This window comes from Halomonas sp. PGE1 (assembly GCF_013000985.1).
Lineage (GTDB): Bacteria > Pseudomonadota > Gammaproteobacteria > Pseudomonadales > Halomonadaceae > Halomonas > Halomonas alkalicola.
Map to the genome: position 1 here is coordinate 541,251 of NZ_CP053032.1, position 22,288 is coordinate 563,538.

At 69.1% G+C, this 22,288-nt stretch carries 21 protein-coding genes; 8 read left to right on the forward strand and 13 right to left on the reverse strand.

The genetic code is table 11. The features are described from left to right. Positions 1–14 precede the first annotated feature (14 nt). Positions 15–560: a hypothetical protein gene (locus HIR79_RS02585; RefSeq protein ID WP_169956589.1), complete on the reverse strand. Its 546-nt coding sequence runs from the start codon at positions 558–560 to the stop codon at positions 15–17. A 539-nt stretch (positions 561–1,099) separates the two neighbouring features. Here HIR79_RS02585 and glnA point away from each other — a divergent pair. From glnA to ntrC, 5 genes are all read left to right on the forward strand, one after another. Then, positions 1,100–2,506, forward strand: coding sequence for a glutamate--ammonia ligase (gene glnA, locus HIR79_RS02590; protein ID WP_169956591.1), 1,407 nt, complete (start codon positions 1,100–1,102; stop codon positions 2,504–2,506). A 168-nt stretch (positions 2,507–2,674) separates the two neighbouring features. Continuing rightward, a complete protein-coding gene (locus tag HIR79_RS02595) occupies positions 2,675–3,241 on the forward strand; it encodes a DUF4124 domain-containing protein (RefSeq protein ID WP_169956593.1) in 567 nt (188 codons plus the stop codon). Positions 3,242–3,355: 114 nt separating this feature from the next. Beyond that, complete coding sequence (locus tag HIR79_RS18610) at positions 3,356–3,481, forward strand: hypothetical protein (RefSeq protein ID WP_283241849.1); 126 nt, start codon at positions 3,356–3,358, stop codon at positions 3,479–3,481. A 186-nt stretch (positions 3,482–3,667) separates the two neighbouring features. Further along, the gene (gene glnL / locus HIR79_RS02600; protein ID WP_169959443.1) at positions 3,668–4,714 is read left to right on the forward strand and encodes a nitrogen regulation protein NR(II); all 1,047 of its coding nucleotides are present in this window, start codon (positions 3,668–3,670) and stop codon (positions 4,712–4,714) included. Further along, entirely contained in the window at positions 4,707–6,119 is a 1,413-nt protein-coding gene (ntrC, locus tag HIR79_RS02605; RefSeq protein WP_169956595.1) for a nitrogen regulation protein NR(I), read from the forward strand. The genes glnL and ntrC overlap by 8 nt, the downstream gene beginning before the upstream one ends. Before the next feature lies 1 nt (position 6,120). Here the strand turns inward: ntrC and HIR79_RS02610 are convergent, their stop codons facing one another. From HIR79_RS02610 to HIR79_RS02635, 6 genes are read right to left on the reverse strand one after another with little or no spacing between them, the layout of a single operon-like run. After that, complete coding sequence (locus HIR79_RS02610) at positions 6,121–6,441, reverse strand: type II toxin-antitoxin system RelE/ParE family toxin (RefSeq protein WP_169956597.1); 321 nt, start codon at positions 6,439–6,441, stop codon at positions 6,121–6,123. A 2-nt stretch (positions 6,442–6,443) separates the two neighbouring features. After that, complete coding sequence (locus HIR79_RS02615; RefSeq protein ID WP_169956599.1) at positions 6,444–6,713, reverse strand: type II toxin-antitoxin system Phd/YefM family antitoxin; 270 nt, start codon at positions 6,711–6,713, stop codon at positions 6,444–6,446. 41 nt (positions 6,714–6,754) lie between these two features. Continuing rightward, the gene (locus tag HIR79_RS02620; protein ID WP_169956601.1) at positions 6,755–7,981 is read right to left on the reverse strand and encodes a Wadjet anti-phage system protein JetD domain-containing protein; all 1,227 of its coding nucleotides are present in this window, start codon (positions 7,979–7,981) and stop codon (positions 6,755–6,757) included. Position 7,982: 1 nt separating this feature from the next. Continuing rightward, on the reverse strand, positions 7,983–11,366 hold the full coding sequence (locus HIR79_RS02625; RefSeq protein WP_169956603.1) for an ATP-binding protein: 3,384 nt from the start codon (positions 11,364–11,366) through the stop codon (positions 7,983–7,985). 1 nt (position 11,367) lies between these two features. Then, positions 11,368–11,973 carry a DUF4194 domain-containing protein gene (locus HIR79_RS02630; protein WP_169956605.1) on the reverse strand — a complete coding sequence of 202 codons (606 nt, stop codon included), beginning with the start codon at positions 11,971–11,973 and terminating at the stop codon, positions 11,368–11,370. Then, positions 11,970–13,460: a DUF3375 domain-containing protein gene (locus tag HIR79_RS02635; RefSeq protein ID WP_249322233.1), complete on the reverse strand. Its 1,491-nt coding sequence runs from the start codon at positions 13,458–13,460 to the stop codon at positions 11,970–11,972. Before HIR79_RS02635 ends, HIR79_RS02630 begins: the two co-directional genes overlap by 4 nt. Before the next feature lie 75 nt (positions 13,461–13,535). Between HIR79_RS02635 and HIR79_RS02640 the strand changes: the two genes are divergently transcribed. Further along, positions 13,536–14,876 carry a deoxyguanosinetriphosphate triphosphohydrolase gene (locus HIR79_RS02640; protein WP_169956607.1) on the forward strand — a complete coding sequence of 447 codons (1,341 nt, stop codon included), beginning with the start codon at positions 13,536–13,538 and terminating at the stop codon, positions 14,874–14,876. Between the two features lie 13 nt (positions 14,877–14,889). Here the strand turns inward: HIR79_RS02640 and HIR79_RS02645 are convergent, their stop codons facing one another. After that, on the reverse strand, positions 14,890–15,792 hold the full coding sequence (locus tag HIR79_RS02645) for a nuclease-related domain-containing protein (RefSeq protein ID WP_169956609.1): 903 nt from the start codon (positions 15,790–15,792) through the stop codon (positions 14,890–14,892). 123 nt (positions 15,793–15,915) lie between these two features. Between HIR79_RS02645 and HIR79_RS02650 the strand changes: the two genes are divergently transcribed. After that, the gene (locus HIR79_RS02650; protein WP_249322234.1) at positions 15,916–16,779 is read left to right on the forward strand and encodes an NAD-dependent protein deacetylase; all 864 of its coding nucleotides are present in this window, start codon (positions 15,916–15,918) and stop codon (positions 16,777–16,779) included. Between the two features lie 6 nt (positions 16,780–16,785). On the opposite strand, the gene HIR79_RS02655 is transcribed toward HIR79_RS02650, so the two are convergent. Together HIR79_RS02655 and HIR79_RS02660 are read right to left on the reverse strand one after the other, a co-directional pair. After that, positions 16,786–17,160 carry a translation initiation factor Sui1 gene (locus tag HIR79_RS02655; RefSeq protein ID WP_169956611.1) on the reverse strand — a complete coding sequence of 125 codons (375 nt, stop codon included), beginning with the start codon at positions 17,158–17,160 and terminating at the stop codon, positions 16,786–16,788. A gap of 104 nt (positions 17,161–17,264) precedes the next feature. Next, positions 17,265–17,957 (reverse strand): HAD family hydrolase, encoded by a 693-nt coding sequence (locus tag HIR79_RS02660; RefSeq protein ID WP_169956613.1) that lies wholly within the window; start codon positions 17,955–17,957, stop codon positions 17,265–17,267. Between the two features lie 401 nt (positions 17,958–18,358). On the opposite strand from HIR79_RS02660, the gene HIR79_RS02665 reads away from it, so the two are divergent. After that, entirely contained in the window at positions 18,359–18,664 is a 306-nt protein-coding gene (locus HIR79_RS02665) for a hypothetical protein (protein WP_169956615.1), read from the forward strand. Positions 18,665–18,829: 165 nt separating this feature from the next. Here the strand turns inward: HIR79_RS02665 and fba are convergent, their stop codons facing one another. The 3 genes from fba to HIR79_RS02680 all read right to left on the reverse strand — a co-directional run bounded on the left by fba (position 18,830) and on the right by HIR79_RS02680 (position 22,227). Beyond that, positions 18,830–19,894, reverse strand: coding sequence for a class II fructose-bisphosphate aldolase (fba, locus tag HIR79_RS02670; RefSeq protein WP_119021378.1), 1,065 nt, complete (start codon positions 19,892–19,894; stop codon positions 18,830–18,832). Between the two features lie 85 nt (positions 19,895–19,979). Continuing rightward, complete coding sequence (locus tag HIR79_RS02675; protein WP_169956617.1) at positions 19,980–21,149, reverse strand: phosphoglycerate kinase; 1,170 nt, start codon at positions 21,147–21,149, stop codon at positions 19,980–19,982. A 34-nt stretch (positions 21,150–21,183) separates the two neighbouring features. After that, complete coding sequence (locus HIR79_RS02680) at positions 21,184–22,227, reverse strand: type I glyceraldehyde-3-phosphate dehydrogenase (protein ID WP_169956619.1); 1,044 nt, start codon at positions 22,225–22,227, stop codon at positions 21,184–21,186. Between the last annotated feature and the right edge of the window lie 61 nt (positions 22,228–22,288).

Below are 22,288 nucleotides of genomic sequence, written 5' to 3' on the forward strand. Positions count from 1 at the left end.
CCATTTGGTCGGTGTCAGGCATCGGTGGGCCTTGTCCGGGCACCGCAGGCGCGCAGGCGTTCCAGCAGCTCGTCCAGGGCGTCATCGTCCAGCTCGGGGTCGCAGCCGCCGATGCGCTCGAACCAGGCGCGGGATAGGCACAGGCCCTCGCCTCGCGGCAGGCGACTGCGTCTGAGCCAGGCCAGCAGGCCCCGCAGCGGGCCGCGCTGCAGGGTGGGGAGGAGGGCGACATCGCCCCGGCCCGCGGCCACCTCGGCGGCCAGTCGGGAGAGCGTCTCGGCGCTGGAGACGCTGCCGATGCCGGGAAAGATCAGCAGCGGGCCAGGGCTGCGGGCGATGGCGTCGTTGATGCGCTGCCCCAGGGGGGCGGGAATGACGCTGAGCAGGCGTGCACCGTAGCGGTGCGCCATACGGGGCAGTCGGGCATCGCCGGTGTCGTCGATGATGGCCAGCGAGAAGGACTCGGCACGCGCCAGCGGCGCCACGATCGCCAGCTGCCGAGGCAGGCGGGAGCCGGCGCTGCGGGCGTCGATCAGAATGCAGCCGGTGATGTCAGCCATGCGAACTCCGCTCCAGTAGGCCGCACCCTTGGGTCGTGGGTCGGCTGCCAGGAGTTCGCTGCCGGTACCTCGAGGGGTGGTGTAATGAAGTGTAGCCGTTAGTGTCTCAGAGTATCAAAGGGGTTCGGTGGGAAATCTCTGGGCGCTACAGGATGGTGTTGTCCCCGCCGGGAGGGCTGAGGGGCCTGAGACGCCTCGAGCGCCCTTCAGAGGTGCATTGGCGAATCATTTCGCACTTTCATGGTGCAAAGAATGGGGCTGGACGATGCTTACCAGGGGCGCCAGAAGGGGCTTGATTCAGGCTGGTGCGCCGAAGCGTTTCGTTTTCATTCTTCAAATCAGCAAGTTGCTCTTGTTTTGCCGCATCGGGGTGCAGTGTTGGCATGAGGCGTGCATTGTATTGGGCAGCGCCGGAGAGAATGCCGGCTGCCGTGGGCAGGGTGTCCACGGCGTGCTACAACTTCGCAGTACCCCGAATTCGACGTATCCCGATCTCGCATCACCAAGGCTTCGAGCCAAGTTCAACCCCGGAGGACACCATGTCTGCCAAGACTCTCGCCCTGATTGAAGAACATGACGTGAAGTGGGTCGACCTGCGCTTCACCGATACCCGTGGCAAGGAGCAGCACGTCACCATCCCGGCCCGCGATGTGGACGAGGAGTTTTTCGAGAACGGCCAGATGTTTGATGGCTCTTCCATCTCCGGCTGGAAGGGTATCAACGAGTCCGACATGATCCTGCGTCCGGAAGACGGCACCGCCTTCCTCGACCCCTTCACCGAGGACGCCACCCTGGTGCTGCGCTGCGACATCATCGAGCCGGCCACCATGCAGGGCTACGAGCGTGACCCGCGCTCCATCGCCAAGCGCGCCGAGGCCTACCTGCAGTCCACCGGCCTGGGCGACACCGCCTTCTTCGGCCCCGAGCCCGAGTTCTTCATCTTCGACGAGGTGCACTGGAAGTCCGATATCGAGGGCTCCATGTACAAGATCACCTCCGAAGAGGGCGCCTGGGCCACCGACCGTACCATCGAGGGCGGCAACCTGGCCCACCGTCCGCGGGTCAAGGGCGGCTACTTCCCGGTGCCCCCGGTCGACAGCTTCCACGATATCCGCGGCGCCATGTGCAACACCCTGGAGGCCATCGGCCAGACCGTCGAGGTGCACCACCACGAGGTGGCCAACGCCGGACAGAACGAGATCGGGATCAAGTTCAACACCCTGGTCAAGAAGGCCGACGAGGTCCAGGAGATGAAGTACGTGATCCACAACGTGGCTCACGCCTACGGCAAGACCGCCACCTTCATGCCCAAGCCGCTGGTCGGCGACAACGGCTCCGGCATGCACGTCCACCAGTCCTTCTGGAAGGATGGCAACAACCAGTTCGCGGGCGACGAGTACGCGGGTCTCTCCGAGATGGCCCTCTACTACATCGGCGGCATCATCAAGCACGCCCGTGCCCTGAACGCCTTCGCCAACGCCTCCACCAACTCCTACAAGCGTCTGGTGCCGGGCTTCGAGGCGCCGGTGATGCTGGCCTACTCGGCCCGCAACCGCTCCGCCTCCATCCGCATCCCCTACACCGCCAGCCCCAAGGGCAAGCGCGTCGAGCTCCGCTTCCCGGATCCGACCGCCAACCCCTACCTGTGCTTTGCGGCGATGCTGATGGCCGGCATCGACGGCATCAAGAACAAGATCCACCCCGGCGACGCCATGGACAAGAACCTCTATGACCTGCCGCCGGAAGAGGGCAAGAAGGTGCCGACCGTGGCCCACAGCCTCGACCAGGCCCTGGATGCCCTGGACAAGGATCGCGCCTTCCTGACCGAAGGTGGCGTCTTCACCGACGACATGATCGATGCCTACATCGAGCTGAAGATGGAGGACGTGGAGCGCATTCGCATGACCACCCACCCCATCGAGTTCGACATGTACTACAGCTGCTGATGATGGCAGCGGCCAGGCGCGACGCGACCTGGCCCGGCATCGACGCCCCGGCGTTGATCGAAAAGGGGTTCCGCCATGGCGGAACCCCTTTATCTTGTTCACTATCCAAGCAGGGGTAAGGCAACACCATCCACAGACCGCCAGGAAGGCGGCACGCAGGGGGTATCCATGAACAAGGCCTTGATGGCCCTGGCGGTGGGGCTGTCGTTCAGCCTGGCGGCCCAGGCCCAGACGATCTATCGCACCACCGACGCCCAGGGCAACGTGGTCTTTACCGACAACCCGGACCGGGGCGGTGAGCAGGTGGAGCTGGCGCCGCTGACCGTGGTGCCCTCCAGCGGCGAGGTGCGCCGCGGCGAGCCGGCGCCACGGCTCGAGGCCAGCGGTGCCGCCGCGGCGACGGGCTCGCCCGGCCAGCCCTTCATGCCCTACGACAGCTTCCGCATCCTCTCCCCCAGCCATGAGCAGGCCTTCCCGGTGGGGGCGGCGGGCAACGTGCCGGTGGAGCTGGGCATCCAGCCCGAGCTGCGCGAGGACCATCGCGTGCGCCTGCTGGTGGACGGCCAGGTGAGCCAGACGGCGATGCACACCACCGCCTTCATGGTGGCCAACATGAACCCCGGCGAGCACGTGCTGCAGGCGGAGTTGCTCGACGGCAGCGGCGCCGTTCGCCACCGCAGCTCGCCGGTGACCATCTATGTGCACCGGGCCAGCGTCAACCGGCCCGCCGATTAGCTGCCCCCTCGCTGGGCGCCCTGGCCGTGGTGCCCGGACGGCAGCCCGAGGCCCTGTGGCCCCCCGCATGGCGACCGCTGGCCGCCCCATGGCGGCGGGCCGATCTATTCGCCCGTGAAGCCGCCGCCCCCGCCTGCCGAGGCGCCGTCGCCGCTGCGTCGCGGTGCGGAATCGATCCGACGGCTGCCCGACGATGACCCGCCGCTGCGCCGTCATGAGGAGCGCGGCACCTCCCGCTGAGCCCTTGCGGGGCACTCGGTGCACCGACATCGTCCGCCGCGCCGTGCAGCCCTTCCTTTTCTGCACTATTTTGGTGCGGCGGGGTGGCGATCCGCCGCCGCGGAGCCCCTGGTGGCGGGCCTTGCGAGTCTGGCGCGCTTCTTGCAATCGCTTGGTGTCTACCCTGGATCCGATATGGCCCCTTCGATGTATCAACGCTTGATGGAGCACCTCACCACCGCCGTGGTCCTGCTGGACGGCGAGCTGAGGCTGCGATGGATGAACCCTGCCGCCGAGGCGCTGCTGGCGAACAGCCTCAGCCGGGTGCAGGGTGTGGCGCTGTGCGCCCTGATGGAGAGCGATGATGGATTCGGCGCGGTACTGGGCAAGGCCCGGGACGAATTTCACCCCTTCACCCAGCGCGAGGCGCGCCTGACCATGCTGGGCGGCGAGGCGCTGACGGTGGACTACACGGTCACGCCGCTCTCCCGGGAGGAGCTGCTGCTGGAGATCGAGCCCCGCGACCGGCTGATGCGCATCTCCCGGGAGGAGGCGCTGCTGACCCGTCAGGAGACCATCAAGGTGCTGACCCGCGGCCTGGCCCACGAGGTGAAGAACCCCCTGGGCGGCATTCGCGGGGCGGCCCAGCTGCTGGAGCGCGACCTCGACGACCCGGACCTGAAGGAGTTCACCCGGATCATCGTCGAGGAGGTGGATCGGCTGCGCGACCTGGTGGACTCCATGCTGGGCCCCAACCGGGTGACCCGCCACGAGCCGCTCAATATCCACAAGGTGCTGGAGCGGGTGCGCTCGCTGCTGAGCGTCGAGCACCCCCAGGTGCGGGTCGAGCGCGACTACGACCCCAGCCTGCCGGACCTGGCCGGCGACGAGGCCCAGATGATCCAGGCGGTGCTCAACGTGGCCCGCAATGCCGTGGAGGCGATGACCGAGTCGGGGACGCCCGAGCCGCGGCTGGTGCTGCGCACCCGGGCGCGCCGCCAGTTCACCCTGGGCGCCGAGCGCCACCGCCTGGTGTGCGAGGTGGCGATCATCGACAACGGCCCCGGCGTTCCCGAGGCGCTGCGCGAGACGCTCTTCTATCCCATGGTCTCCGGCCGCGCCGAGGGCAGCGGCCTGGGGCTCTCCATCGCTCAGGCGATCCTGCACCAGCACCAGGGCCTGATCGAATGTGATTCCGAGCCAGGCCAGACCGAATTCCGACTGCTGATTCCCCTGGAGAAGCGCCATGACTGACGCCGCTCGCGTGGTGGTCGTCGATGACGACCGCGCCATCCGCTGGGTGCTCGAACGTGCCCTCGCCCAACCCGACCTCGACGTGGAGTGCATCGAGCGCGCGGACACCGCCCTGCAGCGCCTGCTCGACAATCCACCCGACGTGCTGGTCACCGACATCCGCATGCCCGGCATCGATGGCCTGGACCTGATGGCCCGGGTGCGCGAGGCCCATCCGGACCTGCCGGTGATCGTGATGACCGCCCACTCCGACCTGGACAGCGCGGTGGCCTCCTACCAGGGCGGGGCCTTCGAGTACCTGCCCAAGCCCTTCGACGTCGACGAGGCGCTGGCCCTGGTGCGTCGTGCCGTGGCCCACGCTCGGGAGCGCCAGCGCCCGGTCATCGTGCCCGAGGGGCTGGATGCCGAGATCATCGGCGAGGCGCCGGCCATGCAGGAGGTGTTCCGCGCCATCGGCCGGCTGTCACACTCGCACATCACCGTGCTGATCAACGGCGAGTCGGGGACCGGCAAGGAGCGGGTGGCTCGGGCGCTACACCAGCACAGCCCGCGGGCCGGCAAGCCCTTCATCGCCCTGAACATGGCGGCGATCCCCAAGGACCTGATCGAGTCCGAGCTGTTCGGCCACGAGAAAGGCGCCTTCACCGGCGCGGCCGCCCAGCGCCAGGGCCGCTTCGAGCAGGCCGACGGCGGCACCCTCTTCCTGGACGAGATCGGCGACATGCCCGCCGAGACCCAGACCCGCCTGCTGCGTGTGCTGGCCGACGGCGAGTTCTACCGGGTCGGCGGCCACACGCCGGTGAAGGTGGACGTGCGCATCATCGCCGCCACCCACCAGAACCTCGAGAGCCTGGTGGAGGATGGGCGCTTCCGCGAGGACCTCTTCCACCGCCTCAACGTGATCCGCGTGCACCTGCCGAAGCTGGCCGAGCGCCGCGAGGATATCCCGCGGCTGGCCCGTCACTTCCTGGCCGAGGCCGCCAAGGAGCTCTCCACCGACGTCAAGGTGCTGACGCCCGAGGCCGAGAGCCACCTGACCCGCCTGCCCTGGCCGGGCAACGTGCGCCAGCTGGAGAACACCTGCCGCTGGCTGACGGTGATGGCCTCGGGCCGCGAGATCCTGGTGGAGGACCTGCCGCCGGAGCTGCGCCACGAGGATGGCAGCCCCGCGCCCAGCGGCGACTGGCGCACCGCCTTCCGCGACTGGGCCGATCGGGCCCTGGCGGCGGGACACACCCATCTGCTGGAGGAGGCGGTACCGGACTTCGAGAAGATCCTGATCGAGACCGCCCTGCGCCACACCGGCGGGCGCAAGGGGGAGGCCGCCGAACTGCTCGGCTGGGGACGCAATACGCTGACCCGTAAATTGAAGGTATTGCTGCCGGCGCTGGCCGACGGGGAGTGAGTTAACTCAGGAGTCGGCGCGCCAGCAGCCGCTGCATGTCACGGCGGCTGTGGGCAATCAGATAGACGATGAGTCGCTCGCCATGCTGACGATAGAGGATCCGTACCGGCGGCTCGATGACCTGCCGATAGTCACGGATGCCCAGCTCCAGCAGCTCGCGGGGGTGGCTGCCGCGCTCGGGGAGCTCCCCCAGCGAGGCAAGGCGCTCTTCGATGGTGGTCAGCAGCTGTTCGGCCGCTGGCGGCGAGTCCTCAGCAATGAAGTCGTAGAGCTCGCGAAGGTCCTCGAAGGCCGAGGCCGTGAGTTCGACCCGCAGCGCCACCGCTAGCGATCTCCTCGGCGCAGCCGGTTGAAACACTCGGCCGTATCCAGGGTCCTGCCCTGCTCGACCTCCTGGCTGCCCAGCGCCAGAATCTTCAGCAGCGCCAGGGTCTCCTGGGTCTGCTCGTAGCTGCGGATATCCTGCACGACCATTCGGGCTTCACCGTTCTGAGTGATCACCATGGGCTCGCGCAGTTCGTTGAGCGAGCGGGAAATCTCGGCAGCATGTGCCTTCAGATAGCTGATTGGTTTGATGTTCTCTGAGTATTTCATGGCGTTTGGATCCGCACGGGCGTGTGGACTGAATTTAGTCTCTATTCGGTTGTCCGGCAAGCAGCAGGAAGCCGCTGCCGCAGCCAGTCGAAGTCGATGCGCTCCTGCTCGAGTCGGACCCGCTCGGCCCAGGTATCGTCGCGCAGCGCGAGGAACAGCGCGAGTTCGGCGTCGGTCAGCCGGCGGGGAGTCGTCCTGAGGCGCTTGTCGGCGGGCTCCTCGCCCCATAGCGAGCGGTGCGCCAGCAGCGTCTGCTGATCCATCAGCAGCGAGCGGGCATCGGGCAGCGAGGCGCGAACCCGGTCGAGGATACCGAAGCCATGGGTGTCGATATCGCCCCAGTAATACACCTCGACCTCCCGGAGCCAGGGGGTGCGTACCAGGTGCTCCAGGCCGTAGCCCAGCCCGAACACCACCAGCGAGCGGGGCACGTCGGGAAAGGCCAGGCCGTTGGTCTGGTTCTCGGTGATGAAGACGCGCTCAACCGCCGGCCGGAAGGTGGTGAACTGCTCGGCGGGGAGGCTCAGGTCGCTCAGCCCCTGCACGTGGAGGGTCGGGTCGAGCAGGCGCAGGCGCACCAGCGGCGAGGGGCTGCGCAGTCCGAAGCGCTGGTTGAAGCCGCGCACCCCGCTGGCCTCGGCGTCGATGGCCGAAGCCGGCAATACTTCGTCGAGCAGCGCCGCGAGCAGGCCGCGCCGGGCCTCGATGAACTTGGTGTCGACGCCGGGAATCGCCAGCTGGCGTGGATAGCAGCCGGGCCGCGGGTGGCGCTGGAAGTGGTCGAGCACGGCGAGTAACCGAGGCCAGCTCTCCTTGTGTTCCAGTGCCTTGAGCGGCTGACGGCGCAGCCAGTCGGCCAGTCGCGGCTGGCGAGCCAGGATCTCCTCGGCCAGCGCATCGAAGCGTTCGGCATCACGCTGCCGGCCCAGCAGCCGAAGCGCATCCTCGGCGCCGGGAACGCTCAGCGCGGCGGGCAGCTCGTTGCTGCCCTGCACCCGGTTGCCCTGGCGGCGGAACGTGATCGCGTAGCCGTGGCCCAGGGCGTCGCGGCTGTTGTCGCGCAGCTGCCTGACCCAGGCGGCCACCTCGGCGAAGCGTTCGGTGATGTCCCGGGCCGTGGGGCGGCGCAGGCGCAGGGCCAGCGGAAACAGCGGCTCACCGTCGTCGGCCGGCAGGCGCGCGGCGAGGAGGGCGCCGCTGTCCCAGTGGCGCTGCAACTGGCGGCGAATCTCCTCCGGCGTGGTCCAGGCGCGGGGTGGCGTCTTCACCTCACAGCACCTCGATCCGTTCCCGGGCGGCCTTCTCCTGGCGGTACTCCTCGATGGTCAGGTTGCGCAGCAGCGACTGGCGCCCCGCTTCGTTGTGCACGAAGCCGACGCTGGCCACATAGGGCTCGATGATATGGATCTTCTGCAGCGGGGTGACGATCAGCAGTTGCAGGTTGAGCCGGGCGAACAGCTCGAGGCCATAGCGGGCCGATTCATCGGAACCGCGACCGAAGGCCTCGTCGATGACCACGAAACGAAACGAGCGAGAGTGGCTCTCGCCCCACTCCAGGCCGAACTGGTAGGCCAGGCTGGCGGCCAGCACGGTATAGGCGAGCTTCTCCTTCTGGCCGCCCGACTTGCCGCCGGCGTCCGAGTAGTGCTCGTGCTCGCCGTCGTCCTCGCGCCAGCGCTCCGAGGCCGAGAACAGGAAGTGGTGGCGCACGTCGGTGACCTTGCGGGTCCAGCGCCGGTCCAGTTCGCTGCTGCCCTCGCGGCCGCGGAAGCGCTCGATGATCGCCTTGACCTGCAGGAACTTGGCCTCGGAATACTGCTCGTCGTCGCTGCCGCTGATACTGCTCTCGGTGCAGGCGCGCAGCTGCTGGCGGAAGTCGCGGACCTCGGCATCCGGGCTGGGCTCGGCGACCAGGCGGATATAGCGCCCCGGGTTGTAGTCGATGTCGTGCAGGGAGGCGTTGATGGTGGCGACGCGCTCCCGGATCTCCTCGCGCTGGCGGTTGAGGAAGGCCTGGAAGCCGGCGATCTCGTTGATGGTGTTCTCGTTGAGCAGCCGCTTGAAGCGTGCCTCGAAGCGTGGCAGGTCGTCGGCCCGCAGCGCCGCCAGCAGGGCGCGATAGTCGTCGCCGGCGGCCAGGCTGGCGTCCACTTCCTCGGTGTCCTGGGGCCAGGCGGTGCGGATGTGCTGCATGGCCTTGACGATCGCCTCGCTCAGCCTGTCGAGCTGCTTCTGGCGGGCATCGATGGCCGCCTGCAACCAGTCGCGCATCTCCCGCTCGCGGTTGTCGCAGGACTCGACGCTGAGCTGGTGCTCACCGAGGGCCTGGGGGCGCTGGGCGTCGAGGCGCGGGAAGCTGGCCTGGCGCTGTTCGGCGTCGAGGCTCTCGACCAGGGAACGGGCCGCCGCGAGCTGGGTATCGGCCGCCTCGCGCCGCGCCTCAAGGCTGCCCTGATCGTTCTGGGCCTGGCCCCAGGCCGCCTCGGTGGCGGCGCTGGCGGCCTCCAGTTCCTGTAGCTGGGCCTGCAGCGTCCTGAGCCGGTCGGAGCTTTCCTCCAGCTGGCGGCGCTCCGCTTCGCGGCTGGCCAGCTGTGCCGCCGGGGCGCGCCAGTCGAGCGCCTGGAAGTCCTCGAAGCCCTGCAGGCGGCTGAGGTCGCCGCGCCGCTGGCCGAGCCGGCGCTGCTCGGCCTGGACCTCGGCCACCCGGGCGGCGCTGGCCTGGATGCGTTTCTGCAGGGTCTCGGCCTGTGCCTCCAGGGCGGCGATCTTGGCCTCGTTGCTCCAGCCCAGCACGTAGCGGGTACGGTCGTCGAGGCGGTGGCGGTCGTCCTTCTCGTGGCGCTCGCCGCCGGTCTTGAGCTGGCCGTTGCGGGTCAGGGCGCGCTGCTCGCGGCGGAACTGGCTCAGCTCGCCACAGCAGGCATAGTCGAAGCGCTTGCCCAGCTCCTGTTCCAGCCAGGCGTAGTGGTCGCTGTCGGGGCGAATGGCCAGCTTGCGTACCAGCGACTCGGGATGCAGGGAGGGGGCGGCGACCTGGGTGTCGCGCACCCGGTAGTAGACCAGCCGGCCGCGTAGCTGGGTGCGTTCGACCCAGTCGGCGACCTCGGCGTAGTGGGCGTCGGGCACCAGCAGCGAGAGGGCGAAATTGTGCAGCACCCGTTCGGCGGCGCCTTCCCAGTCGCGGGCGTCCTCGTGCACCTGCAGCAGCTCGCCGACGAAGGGCAGGGTGCCCTCCTCCAGGCCGGTGGCCTCACAGAGCCGCTCGCGCAGCGCGAGCATGCGCGCGGGCAGGTTGGAGCGGCGTTCGCGCAGCGAGGCCAGCTCGGCGTCGAGGGCGTCGTGTTGGTCCTTCAGGCCGCGCAGCGTCAGCTCGTGGTCGGTACGCTGTTCGGTCAGGGCGTTCTCGTCGTCGTCCAGGCTGGCCAGGGCCCGGTCGATGGCCGCGGCATTGGCCCGGAAGCTCTCGGTATCCTCGGCGGCCTCGAGACCCACCGCCTCGGCGAGCTCCCGGTAGCGGTCGGCGCGCCGCCGACACTGGTCGCGAGCCTCGCCGAGTTTCTCGATTTCGCGGGCCAGCTGGGCCAGGCGGTCGCCGCCGCTGTCGGCGATGGCCTGGCGCAGGTCGTCACGCTGGCTGGCCTCTCGGCGACGCTGTTCGGTCAGCTCGTCGAGCCGGGTGGCCAGCCGCGCCAGGTCCGCGTCCAGGCGCTCCAGGCGGCGTTCCAGCAGGGTGGCCTTGTGGCTCGCGAAGTAACTCTTCAGCGCCTCGCGATCGGCGACCTGCTCGGCCTGCTGGACCGCCAGTTCGGCGTGGCGGTCGAGGTTGTCCACCAGCGGGGTCAGCGCCTCGATCTTGCGGCGTGCCTCGAGCACGGCGGCGTGGGCGCGGTCGAGGTCGTCGAAATGGCGGATCAGGCCGGTGATGCGCTCCTCCATGGGCAGCGCCTCGAGCATATGGGTGCGCACGAAGTCGGTCAGGTTGCCCACCGATTTCATCGACACCGTCTGGTTGAACAGCTCCATGGCCTGGTCGTTGCTGGCGCCCAGGCCGAAGCGCCGGCGGAAGGCGGCCCCATAGGGCGGGAAGTGGTCGTGCAGCTCCACATGGGGGCTGTCGCGCAGGCGCTTCTTGAGGAGCTTGAGGTCGCTGCCGAAGTCGTCGAAGTCGCCGGCGATGGCCAGTTCGCGGTCGGCCACCACGTAGAAACGCTCCGGCTGGCCCTGGGTATCGGTGATCCAGAACACCTGGGCCAGGGTCACGTGGGTGTCGAAGCCCTCGTTGTAGAAGTGGCCGAGGATCACCGAGTAGCTGTTGTGGTCGCGCAGGCCGACGGCCTTGGCACTGAGCCCCGCCTCGCCGCGTTCGCTCTTGTAGTGGCCCAGCACGTAGGAGCGCAGGCTGCGCTCCTTGGCCTCGGCGCCGGCCGCCTTGTTGTAGGTGATGCGCTGGGCGGGCACCAGCAAAGTGGTGATGGCATCGACTAGGGTGGACTTGCCGGAGCCGATGTCGCCGGTCAACAGGGCGTTGTCGCCGCCGGCTTCCAGGCGCCATACGCGCTGGTGGAAGGTCCCCCAGTTGTAGACTTCCAGGCGCTGCAGGCGAAAGCCGGCGCGTCCCGGCGGCGCCCCGAAGTCGAGTTCACCGAGCTGCATGTCAGCGGGCCTCCTCGGCATGTTCACGGTAGTCGGCCAGGCGCTGTTCGAACTCGGCGAGCCACTGGGCATCGACGAAGGACTTGAGCAGGCGGCGCACTTCGAAGCGCGGGGGGTCGCCCTTGAGGCGACGCAGGAAGCCCAGTTCCACCACCTTGTTGATATGGCCGTCGAGGCGGTCGCGCAGGCGCGCCTCGTTGCTGGTGTCGGCCAGGAACAGCGCGAGCATCTCCTGGAGCTGTTCGCGGGAGAGGATCAGGCGCGGCTCGTCGCCGCCGGCATCCTGCTCGGCGAGCTTCTTGCGCAGCAATGCCAGCAGCAGGCTGACCGGGTAGCTCAGCGGCTGGCGGCGCACCAGGCGGGGCAGCGGGTTCTCGTCGTCATCCGGCCGCTGGCACAGGTAGGCGTGGCCTTCGGCCTCGTCGAGCATCAGTGACAGCCCCAGTGGGGCCAGGTGATCGCGCAGTCGTGCCTGGTGGTCGAGCAGGTCCTGCCACTGTCCGGGATCGCGGTCCTGATAGAGGACGCCCTTCATCAGGGCGATCAGGACCAGCGAGAAGCGACGCTCGCCGGAGAGGGGCGCGGCATCGGGTGTCGTGTCGCTCATGGGCTGGGTACCGGTTGACGGGTGAAGATGACGCGCGGCAGCCGGGCCCGCCGCCAGCGCCCCTGGTCGTCCTGCCAGGCGAGTTCCTGGGGGTGAGCCTCGTCGAGCAGCCCCTGGTGTCCCTCGGTGGCGATGGCCAGCCAGGCCACCAGTTCGGCGAGCCCCTGGCGGAGTGGCTCCTCGGCCAGCAACTCATCGAGGGTGACCTGGTCACGGGTCTGCAGCGCGCGCCGCACCCGGGCGCGCAGGCGCTCCTTGTCCACATGGTGCTGGTCGAACAGCGCCTCGGCGCCGACCTCCCGGTCGTCGCCGCTGGCCAGGCGCTCGGCGCTGATGCGCGGCTTGATGGGGGGACGGAACAGCGGGCGCTCCATGGGCAGCTCGAGGCGTGGCGCCGGCTCGTCGAGGGCCATCACCTCCTCCTGGGGGGCGTTCTCGCGCAGGGCCAGGGCGTGGCGTTCGATGTTGTGCAGGATGCCCATGATGCGGCGGTTCTCCAGCCAGCCCTGGTCGTCCAGGTAGCGCCGCAACTGCTCGGAGAGCCGGGCGACGGTGCGCTGGGCCACTTCGCCGGCCGACAGCCAGTCGTAGTGGATGCGTGCCAGGCGCGGGTCGGGGGCCAGCTCGGCGACCGGCTCCAGGCTCAGGATGCGCTCCAGCAGCGTGGTGAGTTCTTCCTGGCGAGCCGGCGACATCAGGAACTCCCAGAAGGCATGGAAACTGCGTCCCTGGTCGGAGTCGCGGATGGCATCGTGGTCGCCGAAGACCTCTTCGAGCAGCTCGCCCTTGCTGCCCTCCCAGGTGGCGATGCGCTCACGCACCTCGCGGTCGAGGTGGCGAAAGTTCTGTTCGACCTGGCGGAAGTCAGCGAGCAGGGCCCGGGCGGTGTCGGTCATCTGCAGGAAGCGCTCGCGCAGGGCCGTCGTCGCCATCAGGTCGAGGCGTCCGGCGCGAATCTCGGCGATCTCGCCGTCGATGGCATCGCGGCGCCGCTCCAGGTCGCGGATGCGGGCCTCGGGGTCGGTCTCGCTCCCCTGGTCGATCTCGTGCAGCAGGTCGAAGACCTGCTTGAGGCGCGATTCCGCGCCGATGAACTGACGCTGCTCGAGGCCCGACAGCCAGTGCATGGCCTGCTCGGCGGCCGGGGTGAGGTCGAAGTGCGGTTCGTCGCCCGCGGCAGGATAGTACTTGCGCAGCCAGCGGTGCCGGTCGTCGGCCCATTCGTTGAGATAGGCCAGGGCCTCGCGCGGAAAAGCCGCTTCGCCGAGCTCCTGACGCAGGTGGTGGAGCCAGTCGTCCAGTTGTGCCGCCAATGGCTGCTCGGCGATGCTGCGCTGGTTCGGCACGATGAAGGTGCGCTGCAGGAAGCCGATGATCATCGGGGCGTTCTCGGCACGCAGCAGGCTCCACGCCGGATGGGAATGGCGTAGCCGCTGCAGGTAGTCGAATTCCAGGGAGCGTATCATCGGCATAGGATAGCGTGGCATGAGTCGTGGCCAAAGCCGACGATAGCAAGGCGGCGGCCGACAGTGCCAGAATGGGACTCTCAAGGAGAGATCGCCATGACGCAGATGCACTGGGAGCGGCTGCTCGATCCGGGCCGGCTGCACGATACCCGGGGTGGGCGCGGTAGCGCCGAACCGGGCCGTACCCCCTTCCACAAGGATCATGACCGGATCGTCTTCTCCGGCTCCTTCCGCCGCCTGGGGCGCAAGACCCAGGTGCACCCGCTCACCGAGAACGACCATATCCATACCCGCCTGACCCACTCCCTGGAGGTGGGCTGCGTGGGTCGCTCCCTGGGCATGATCGTCGGCGAGGGGTTGCGCGAGCGGCTGCCGGCCCGGATCACTCCGGCGGACCTGGGGGTGATCGTCCAGGCCGCCTGCCTGGGCCACGACATCGGCAACCCGCCCTTCGGCCATGCCGGCGAATACGCCATCCGCGACTGGTTCAAGCGCGCCGAGTCCGACGGCAGCGGCCTGCTGGAGGGGCTCAGCGATACCCAGCGGGCCGACCTGCTGACCTACGAGGGCAACGCCCAGGGCTTTCGCATCGTCACCCAGATCGAATACAACCAGTTCCGCGGCGGCATGCGCCTGAGCACCGCGACCCTGGGCACCCTGCTCAAGTACCCCTGGACGGTGGAACACGGCGGGGCGGCCGGCAAGTTCGGCTGCTACCAGAGCGAGCGGGAGCTGCTGGTCGAGGTGGCCGAGCGGCTGGGCCTGCTGCCCCAGGGGGCGGGGCGCTGGTGTCGCCACCCGCTGGCCTGGCTGGTGGAGGCCGCCGACGACATCTGCTATGCGCTGCTCGACCTGGAGGATGGCCTGGAGATGGGCATCCTGCGCTATGAGGAGGTGGCGGAGATCCTGATCCAGATCGCCGGTGGCGCCCCCGACGACTACGCCGCCATGCAGCGCCTCGGGGTCTCCCAGCGCCGGCGCATCGCCGCCCTGCGCGGGGCGGCCATGGAGCGCGCGGTGAACGACGTGGGGGCGGTCTTCGTGCAGCACGAGGCGGAGCTGCTGGGCGGGCGCCTGCGCCAGGACCTGCTGGAGCTCTGTCACCCGGACCTGGGCTGGGGCGTGGCCTCGGCCAAGCAGCTGGCCCGGGAGCGCATCTTCCAGAACGAGCGCAAGGCCAAGCTGGAGATCGGTGCCTACACGACCCTGGGTATCCTGCTCGAGGCCTTTATCGGCGCCGCCCATGAGCTGCACCATACCGGGCGCTCCACCTTCAAGCACCAGCGGGTGCTGGCGCTGATCGGCGAGAATACCCCGCGCCCCTCCTGGTCGCTCTACGACAGCTATCGGCGCATGCTCGATTTCATCGGCGGCATGACCGATCACTATGCGGTGGACCTGGCCCAGGAGATGGGCGGCCGGCTCAGGGGCGATTGAGCCCCGGGGCGGCTCAGCCTCGCTCGGGCAGGCGCTCGAGGCGAGCGGCGCGCTCCAGCAGCACGCCGATCACCGCGTCGTGGGTCTCGGTATCGAAGTCGCCGGGGCAGAGCTCGCCGAGCTGGTCGGCGAGGTGCTCGCCGCTGACCACCAGCAGGTCCTCGGGGCCCTGGCGGGCGTCCACCTCCCAGCCGGGCAGGGTCAGCACGCCCATCACCGGCACCGGGCGGCCGGTGAGCTCCGAGAGCCAGTGGCCGAGCCACAGGGTCAGCTCCCGGGTCTTCTCCAGCGGGGCATGCTCGCTCCAGCCGGGGAAGCGCAGGCGCTGCGGCTCCACCGTGACCAGGTTGATCTCCTTGCCGGAGGGGGTGAAGGGGCGGGTGCGGGCCCGGGTCTCCACCACGAAGACGCCGCAGGGCGTGACCACCACGTGGTCGATGCGGGTGCCGTTGCCCGGCACGTCGTGGAACACATAGTAGGGGTGGGCCTCGGGGCGGATCAGCCGCTCGAGCTCCTGGCCCACCGCCAGCTCGCAGGCCAGGCCCAGCTTGAGGCGCCGGATGCGCTGGAAGTCGCGCATCAGCAGGAAGCAGAAGAGCAGCACCAGCAGGGTGCTGAGCACGCCGTAGAGGGACCATTCGATCCAGTCTTGCTCGCTGGCGAAGAGCATGCGGCCCATGCCGTAGACCAGCGGCGCCAGGGTGGCGATGGGGCCCAGGGCGCCGTTGAGGAAGAGCCCGGCGAAGGCGCGGTCCAGGCGGTCGCGCAGGGCCTGGCCGGGCTCGCGCAGCGGGTGGGCGTCGAAGGGGGAGCGTACCCGGGCGTCGTGAAGGTTGCGCAGCGCCACCACGATCACCGCCAGCGCGGCAAGGGGGAACAGGAAGATCAGGGGAAGCAGGTATTCCAGCCAGGCCATCGGGGTTCCTTGCCCATCAGTCAGGGAGAGGCGGGGTGTCGGGCCCATTCTAGACAATCTCTGCCCTTCGGGGCCATGCTCTTTCGGCACTCGGCATCAACGACACCCCGGGGAGAGCGCGGTATGACGACAGCCATCCAGGGCATGACGCTCGGCAGCGAGGCCCAGCGGGCACTCGGCGACTTCGTGCTTCGCCATCCGCGCCTGGCGGTGCTGACCGGTGCCGGCATCAGCACCGCCAGCGGGATTCCCGACTATCGGGATGCCGCCGGCGCCTGGAAGCGCTCACCGCCCATGCAGCATCAGCAGTTCATGGGCAGCCATGCGGCGCGCCAGCGCTACTGGGCGCGGGCCCTGGCGGGCTTTCGGGTGCTCGGCACGGCGCGCCCCAATCCGGCCCATCGGCGGCTGGCCGAGCTGGAGGCCATGGGGCGGGTCAGCGGGGTGATCACCCAGAACGTCGACGGCCTGCACCAGCGTGCCGGCTCCCGGCGGGTCATCGATCTGCACGGCCGCGCCGACCGGGTGCGCTGCATGGGCTGCGGCGCCAACCGCATGCGCCACGACCTGCACGCCGAGCTGGCTCGGCTCAATCCCGGCTGGGCCGAGGTGGCGGCCCGGGCGGCACCCGATGGGGACGCCGACCTGGAGGCGGACTTCTCCGACTTCCGGGTGCCCGGCTGCTCCCGCTGCGGGCGCGGCATCTGGAAGCCCGACGTGGTGTTCTTCGGCGACAGCGTGCCCCGGGAGAGCGTGGAGCGGGCCTTCGCCCTGCTGGCGGAGAGCGATGCCCTGCTGGTGGTGGGCAGCTCGCTGATGGTCTTCTCCGGCTTCCGCTTCGCCCGCGCGGCGGCCCGGGAGGGCAAGCCGATCGCCTGCTTCAACCTCGGCCGCACCCGCGCCGATGACCTCTACGCCCTCAAGCTGGAGGCGCCGGTGGAGGCGTCCCTGGCCGCGCTGTGCGGCCTCTGCGGGGGCGACGCCTGACGCCGCTCAGCCGCCGGCCAGCTTGACGGTATAGCCGCGCGCCTGAAGCTCCGCCTTGAGGCGGTCGCGATGATCGCCCTGGATCTCGATCACCCCCTCCTTCACGGCGCCACCGGTGCCGCACACCTTCTTGAGCTGCTTGGCCAGGGCCTTGAGCTCCGCCTCGGGCAGCGGCACGCCGGCGATCGTGGTGACCCCCTTGCCCTTGCGGCCGCTGGTCTCGCGACGGATACGCACGATGCCGTCGAGTTCGGCCAGGCGGGCCTGCTCGGCGAGTTCTGCGCAGCGGCACTCGGCCACCGGCTGGCGGCAGTCGGGGCAGAGCGCGCCATGTTCGGTGGAGTAGACGAGACCGCGCAGCTGGTCCTGGAGTGAGGGCATGACAAGGCTCCCTGGCGGGTGGGTGGCGGTGGCTGAACATGTGCAGGGCGATGATAGCGGCCGCGGGCGCTGCCTGCATGTGGGACGCTCGGTGGGGAGCGGCCTCAGCGGCTGGCGCTGCGGCGCGAGGCGGCGGCCTCCAGGGCAAGCCTGGCCACCACGGTGGGCAGCTGGAACATGCTGGTGATCATGATGGCGCCCTCCGGGGTCTCTTCCACATCCGGGTAGCGGTTGAGATGAACCACGATCATGCCCGCCTCCAGGGCGGCGCGAACGCCCACCACCGAGTCCTCGATGGCCAGGCACTGCCCCGGGACATAGCCCATCTGGCTGGCCGCGTGGCGGTAGAGGCCGGGGTCTGGCTTCCAGCAGTTGGCCTCGTAGGCACTGAACAGCCGTTCGCCGAACAGGTCGGCAAGGCCGGTGGCCTGCAGGGAGGTGCGGATCTTGTTCACCGGCCCGTTGGAGACCACGCCCATGGGGTAGGCGTGGAGGGCGGCCAGGGCCTCGGGGGCGCCATCGATGGGGGTGAGCTCGGTGGCCAGCCGCTGGTTGAGGTTGGCCCGCATGGTGGCCTCCAGGGGCTCCAGCGCCTCGGGGTCGACGCTGCCGTGGCGGCACTCGAGGGCGGCGACGATGCGGCGGAAGCGGGCCCCGCGGAATTCGCCGATGTAGTCGGTGGGCTGGAAGGGCAGGCCCACGGCGTTGAGCGCGGTGGCCATCTCGTCGGCGAGCAGCGGCTCGCTGTCGACCAGGGTGCCGTCGCAATCGAAGAGCAGACAGAGGGGGCCGGCCATCACCTAACCTCGCGGAGAGTACAGGGCGTGATCACCCTTATATTAAAGCCCAGTTTCACGACTTTGTGAACAGTGTTTCCGTTGGCGGCCTCCGGGGCCTCCCGAAAGGTGTCGCCCGGCTGTGTCGGCGGGCCCCATGTGCCAGATTTCACCATGCCCGGCGAGGGTCATGGCATGCATCCGGCACGCCGCGATTTTTTGCAGTCCATTGATATTGAATATCTTTTTTAAAAGTTGGCCGGGTGTTGGCCCGCCGCCTGCACTGCTCAGGGTGAGCAGGAAGCGACGGCGCCACGCACTATCCGGCCCGTCGATATGGAGGCCACAGGCTTCCTCAAGGATGGAGGCCGCAGGCTTCCTCACAGGAAAACTCAAGTTCAGACCCCATAGGAGGCGCGAACATGATGTCCAAGGAATTCCTCAAGAAACTCGGTATCGTCGGTATCACCTTCGGCCTGGCCGCCAGCCCGCTGGCCTTCGCCGACTTCCACGACGAAGAGCCGCAGGATCCGGTGCCGCAAGAGGAGCCGGCTCCCGATGAGAACTACGGCAGCGCCGGTGCCGACGACACCTTCGAGAGCACCGACTTCGAAGCCTCCGAGTACGAGGAAGAGGAGGAAGAAGAGGAGTGGACCTTCGACGAGGAGGAGGAAGAAGAGGAGGAGTGGGAGACCCCTGACGAGGACGACGAGGAATCCACCTGGTAATCGCCTCGCACCCACCTCCGAGGAAGCTGCTTCCTCGCTGCCGCCCCCGGCCCTGGCCGGGGGCGGCGTCGTTGGTGGGTGCGGAAACGATGGGTACGGAAACGACAAGGGGCGGCCCCTGGGCCGCCCCTGCTGTCGCCTGCCTGATGGGCAGGCGTCAGTGCCTTACTTGACCTTGGGCGCCAGCTCGCCGCTCTCGTAGCGGGCGACCATGGCCTCGAGGCTGATCGGCTTGATCTTCGAGGCGTGGCCGGCGGTGCCGAAGGCCTCGTAGCGGGCGATGCAGATGTCGCGCATGGCGGAGACGGTCTCCTTGAGGAACTTGCGCGGGTCGAACTCGCTGGGGTGCTCGGCCAGGAAGCGACGTACCGCGCCGGTGGAGGCCAGGCGCAGGTCGGTGTCGATGTTGACCTTGCGCACGCCGTGCCGGATGCCCTCGACGATCTCCTCGACCGGCACGCCGTAGGTCTCGGGGATCTCGCCGCCGAAGCGGTTGATCACCTCGAGCCACTCCTGGGGCACCGAGGAGGAGCCGTGCATCACCAGGTGGGTGTCGGGGATGCGGGCGTGGATCTCCTTGATGCGCTGGATGGAGAGGGTGTCACCGGTGGGTGGCTTGGTGAACTTGTAGGCACCGTGGCTGGTGCCGATGGCGATGGCCAGGGCGTCCACGCCGGTGGCCTTGACGAAGTCGGCGGCCTCCTCCGGGTCGGTGAGCAGCTGCTCCATCTCCAGCTTGCCCTCGGCGCCGATGCCGTCTTCCTCGCCGGCCATGCCGGTTTCCAGGGAGCCCAGGCAGCCCAGCTCGCCCTCCACGGAGACGCCACAGGCGTGGGCCATCTCCACGGTGCGACGGGTGACGTCGACGTTGTAGTCATAGTCCATCGGGGTCTTGCCGTCCTCGCCCAGCGAGCCGTCCATCATCACCGAGGAGAAGCCGAGCTGGATGGAGCGCTGGCACACCGCGGGGCTGGTGCCGTGGTCCTGGTGCATGCACACCGGGATATGCGGGAACTCCTCCACCGCGGCCAGGATCAGGTGGCGCAGGAAGGGGGCGCCGGCGTACTTGCGGGCACCGGCGGAGGCCTGGACGATCACCGGCGAGTCGGTGCGGTCGGCCGCTTCCATGATGGCGCGCATCTGCTCGAGGTTGTTGACGTTGAAGGCCGGAACGCCGTAGCCGTACTCGGCGGCGTGGTCCAGCATCTGGCGCATGCTGATCAGTGCCATGGGGTCACCTTTTGCGTGGTCGCGGCGCCTGGCGGCGCCGCGAGTCGGTCGTGGGGGAGATGGGGTAATGAGTGCCTGGAGTCTATCAGGCCCGCTCGGCGGCTGCCTCGAGGGCGGCCACCGCCGGCAGGGTCTTGCCCTCCACGTACTCGAGGAAGGCGCCGCCGCCGGTGGAGATGTAGGAGACTCGCTCGGCGATGCCGTACTTGTCGATGGCGGCCAGGGTGTCGCCGCCGCCGGCGATGGAGAAGGCGGGGCTCTCGGCGATGGCCCGCGAGATCACCTCGGTGCCGCGGCCGAACTGGTCGATCTCGAACACGCCCACCGGGCCGTTCCAGAGGATGGTGCCGGCGTCCTTGAGCATGGCGGCCAGGCGTGCGGCGGTCTCGGGGCCGATGTCGAGGATCATCTCGTCATCCGCGACCTGGTCCACCGGCTTGACGGTGGCGGTGGCGGACTCGGAGAACTCGGTGGCCACCACGACATCGGTGGGCAGCGGAATCTCGACCTTCGCCATCAGGGCCTTCGCCTGGTCGATCAGGTCGGCCTCGTGCAGCGACTTGCCGACGTTGTGGCCCGCCGCGGCGATGAAGGTGTTGGCGATGCCGCCGCCGACGATCAGCTGGTCGCACTTCTCGGAGAGGGCGTTGAGCACGTCGAGCTTGGTGGAGACCTTGGAGCCGCCGACGATGGCGGTCATGGGGCGCGCCGGGGTGGCCAGCGCCTTCTGCAGGGCGTCGAGCTCGGCGGCCAGCAGCGGGCCCGCGCAGGCCAGCGGGGCGAAGCGCGCCACCCCGTGGGTGGAGGCCTGGGCGCGGTGGGCGGTGCCGAAGGCGTCCATCACGAAGATGTCGCACAGGGCGGCGTACTGCTGGGCGAGGGTCTCGTCGTCCTTCTTCTCGCCGCTGTTGAAGCGCACGTTCTCGAGCAGCACCACCTCGCCATCGGCCAGGTCCAGGGCGGCGTCCAGATAGTCGCTGATCAGGGTGACCGGGCGGCCCAGCAGCTCGCCCAGGTGCTCGGCCACCGGCGCCAGGGAGAACTCCTCGGCGGGCTCGCCCTCGGTGGGGCGGCCCAGGTGGCTCATCAGCATCACCTTGGCGCCGGCATCGCGGGCGGCCTGGATGGTGGGCAGGGCGGCGCGCAGGCGGGCATCGCTGGTCACCTTGCCGTGCTTGACGGGCACGTTCAGATCCTCGCGGATCAGCACGCGCTGGCCACTGAGGTCGAGGTCGGTCATCTTGCGCACGTTCATCGGGGCGTGGTCCTCATCTGGAAACCGGAAGGGGTCAGGGGGTCTCGAGGGGCATCGCGGCCAGGCGCCGGCCGACGTCGAGCATGCGGTTGGCGAAGCCCCACTCGTTGTCGAACCAGCACAGCAGCTTGATCAGGCGGCCGCCGGCCACCCGGGTCTGGGTGGCGTCCACGATACCGGAGCGCGGATCGTGGTTGAAGTCGACCGAGGCCACCGGCTCCTCGGTGTAGCCGAGCAGCCCAGCCAGGCGCCCGCGGCTCGCCTCGGCGAGCAGGGCGTTGACCTCGGCGGCGCTGGTGTCGCGGTTCACCGTGATGGCGAGATCCATGGCCGAGACGTTGATGGTCGGCACCCGCACATGGAGGCACTCGAAGCGCCCGGCCAGGTGGGGCATCAGGCGGTTGATGCCCAGCGCCAGGCCGGTGTCCACCGGCACGATGGAGTGCATCGCCGAGCGGGTCAGGCGCAGGTCGGTCTGGTGGTAGGCGTCGATCACCGGCTGGTCGTTCATCGCCGAATGGATGGTGGTGGTGACGCCATGGGCGATGCCCAGCGCCTCGTCCAGCACGGTGAGCACCGGCACGAGACAGTTGGTGGTGCAGGAGGCCGCGGAGACGATGCGCTGCCCGGGGGCGAGCTCATGGTCGTTGATGCCGGTGACGATGGTGGCATCCACGTCACTCTCCGCCGGCTGCGAGAAGAGCAGGCGGCCGGCGCCGGCGGCCAGGTGGCGTTCGGCGGTGGCGCGGTCCTTGAAGCTGCCGGAGCACTCCAGCACCAGGTCGATGCCGAGCTCCCGCCAGGGCAGGCGGTCGGGGTCGGGTTCGCTGAGCACCCGGATCTCGCGCCCGTCGATGACCAGCCCCGCGTCACCCTGCGCCACCGCCGCGGGGAAGCGGCCGTGGGTGGTGTCGTAGCGGGTCAGGTAGGCGATGGTGGCGAGGTCGGAGAGCTCGTTGATGGCGACGATCTCCAGCGCCGGCCCGCTCCCCTGCTCGGCTCTCTGTTGCTCAATCAGAGCGCGCAGCACGCACTGGCCGATGCGGCCGTAACCGTTGATGGCGATGCGGTGGGCCATGGCGGTGGCAGGGGCTCCTGGTCGCGAGGGTGGCGAAGGAAATCAAGGCCGCGATTCTAGC

Coding starts and splice junctions, on each gene's coding strand:
- HIR79_RS02655 (WP_169956611.1), bottom strand. CDS start 17,160: ATGCCCTCACTCCAGGACCAGCTGCGCGGTCTCGTCTACTCCACCGAA.
- HIR79_RS02675 (WP_169956617.1), bottom strand. CDS start 21,149: ATGAACGTGCGCAAGATGACCGACCTCGACCTCAGTGGCCAGCGCGTG.
- HIR79_RS02615 (WP_169956599.1), bottom strand. CDS start 6,713: ATGAAATACTCAGAGAACATCAAACCAATCAGCTATCTGAAGGCACAT.
- glnL (WP_169959443.1), top strand. CDS start 3,668: ATGTATCAACGCTTGATGGAGCACCTCACCACCGCCGTGGTCCTGCTG.
- HIR79_RS02645 (WP_169956609.1), bottom strand. CDS start 15,792: ATGGCCTGGCTGGAATACCTGCTTCCCCTGATCTTCCTGTTCCCCCTT.
- HIR79_RS02595 (WP_169956593.1), top strand. CDS start 2,675: ATGAACAAGGCCTTGATGGCCCTGGCGGTGGGGCTGTCGTTCAGCCTG.
- HIR79_RS02650 (WP_249322234.1), top strand. CDS start 15,916: ATGACGACAGCCATCCAGGGCATGACGCTCGGCAGCGAGGCCCAGCGG.
- HIR79_RS02660 (WP_169956613.1), bottom strand. CDS start 17,957: ATGGCCGGCCCCCTCTGTCTGCTCTTCGATTGCGACGGCACCCTGGTC.
- HIR79_RS02665 (WP_169956615.1), top strand. CDS start 18,359: ATGATGTCCAAGGAATTCCTCAAGAAACTCGGTATCGTCGGTATCACC.
- HIR79_RS02680 (WP_169956619.1), bottom strand. CDS start 22,227: ATGGCCCACCGCATCGCCATCAACGGTTACGGCCGCATCGGCCAGTGC.
- ntrC (WP_169956595.1), top strand. CDS start 4,707: ATGACTGACGCCGCTCGCGTGGTGGTCGTCGATGACGACCGCGCCATC.
- HIR79_RS02635 (WP_249322233.1), bottom strand. CDS start 13,460: ATGCCACGCTATCCTATGCCGATGATACGCTCCCTGGAATTCGACTAC.
- HIR79_RS02585 (WP_169956589.1), bottom strand. CDS start 560: ATGGCTGACATCACCGGCTGCATTCTGATCGACGCCCGCAGCGCCGGC.
- HIR79_RS02630 (WP_169956605.1), bottom strand. CDS start 11,973: ATGAGCGACACGACACCCGATGCCGCGCCCCTCTCCGGCGAGCGTCGC.
- fba (WP_119021378.1), bottom strand. CDS start 19,894: ATGGCACTGATCAGCATGCGCCAGATGCTGGACCACGCCGCCGAGTAC.
- glnA (WP_169956591.1), top strand. CDS start 1,100: ATGTCTGCCAAGACTCTCGCCCTGATTGAAGAACATGACGTGAAGTGG.
- HIR79_RS02625 (WP_169956603.1), bottom strand. CDS start 11,366: ATGCAGCTCGGTGAACTCGACTTCGGGGCGCCGCCGGGACGCGCCGGC.
- HIR79_RS02640 (WP_169956607.1), top strand. CDS start 13,536: ATGACGCAGATGCACTGGGAGCGGCTGCTCGATCCGGGCCGGCTGCAC.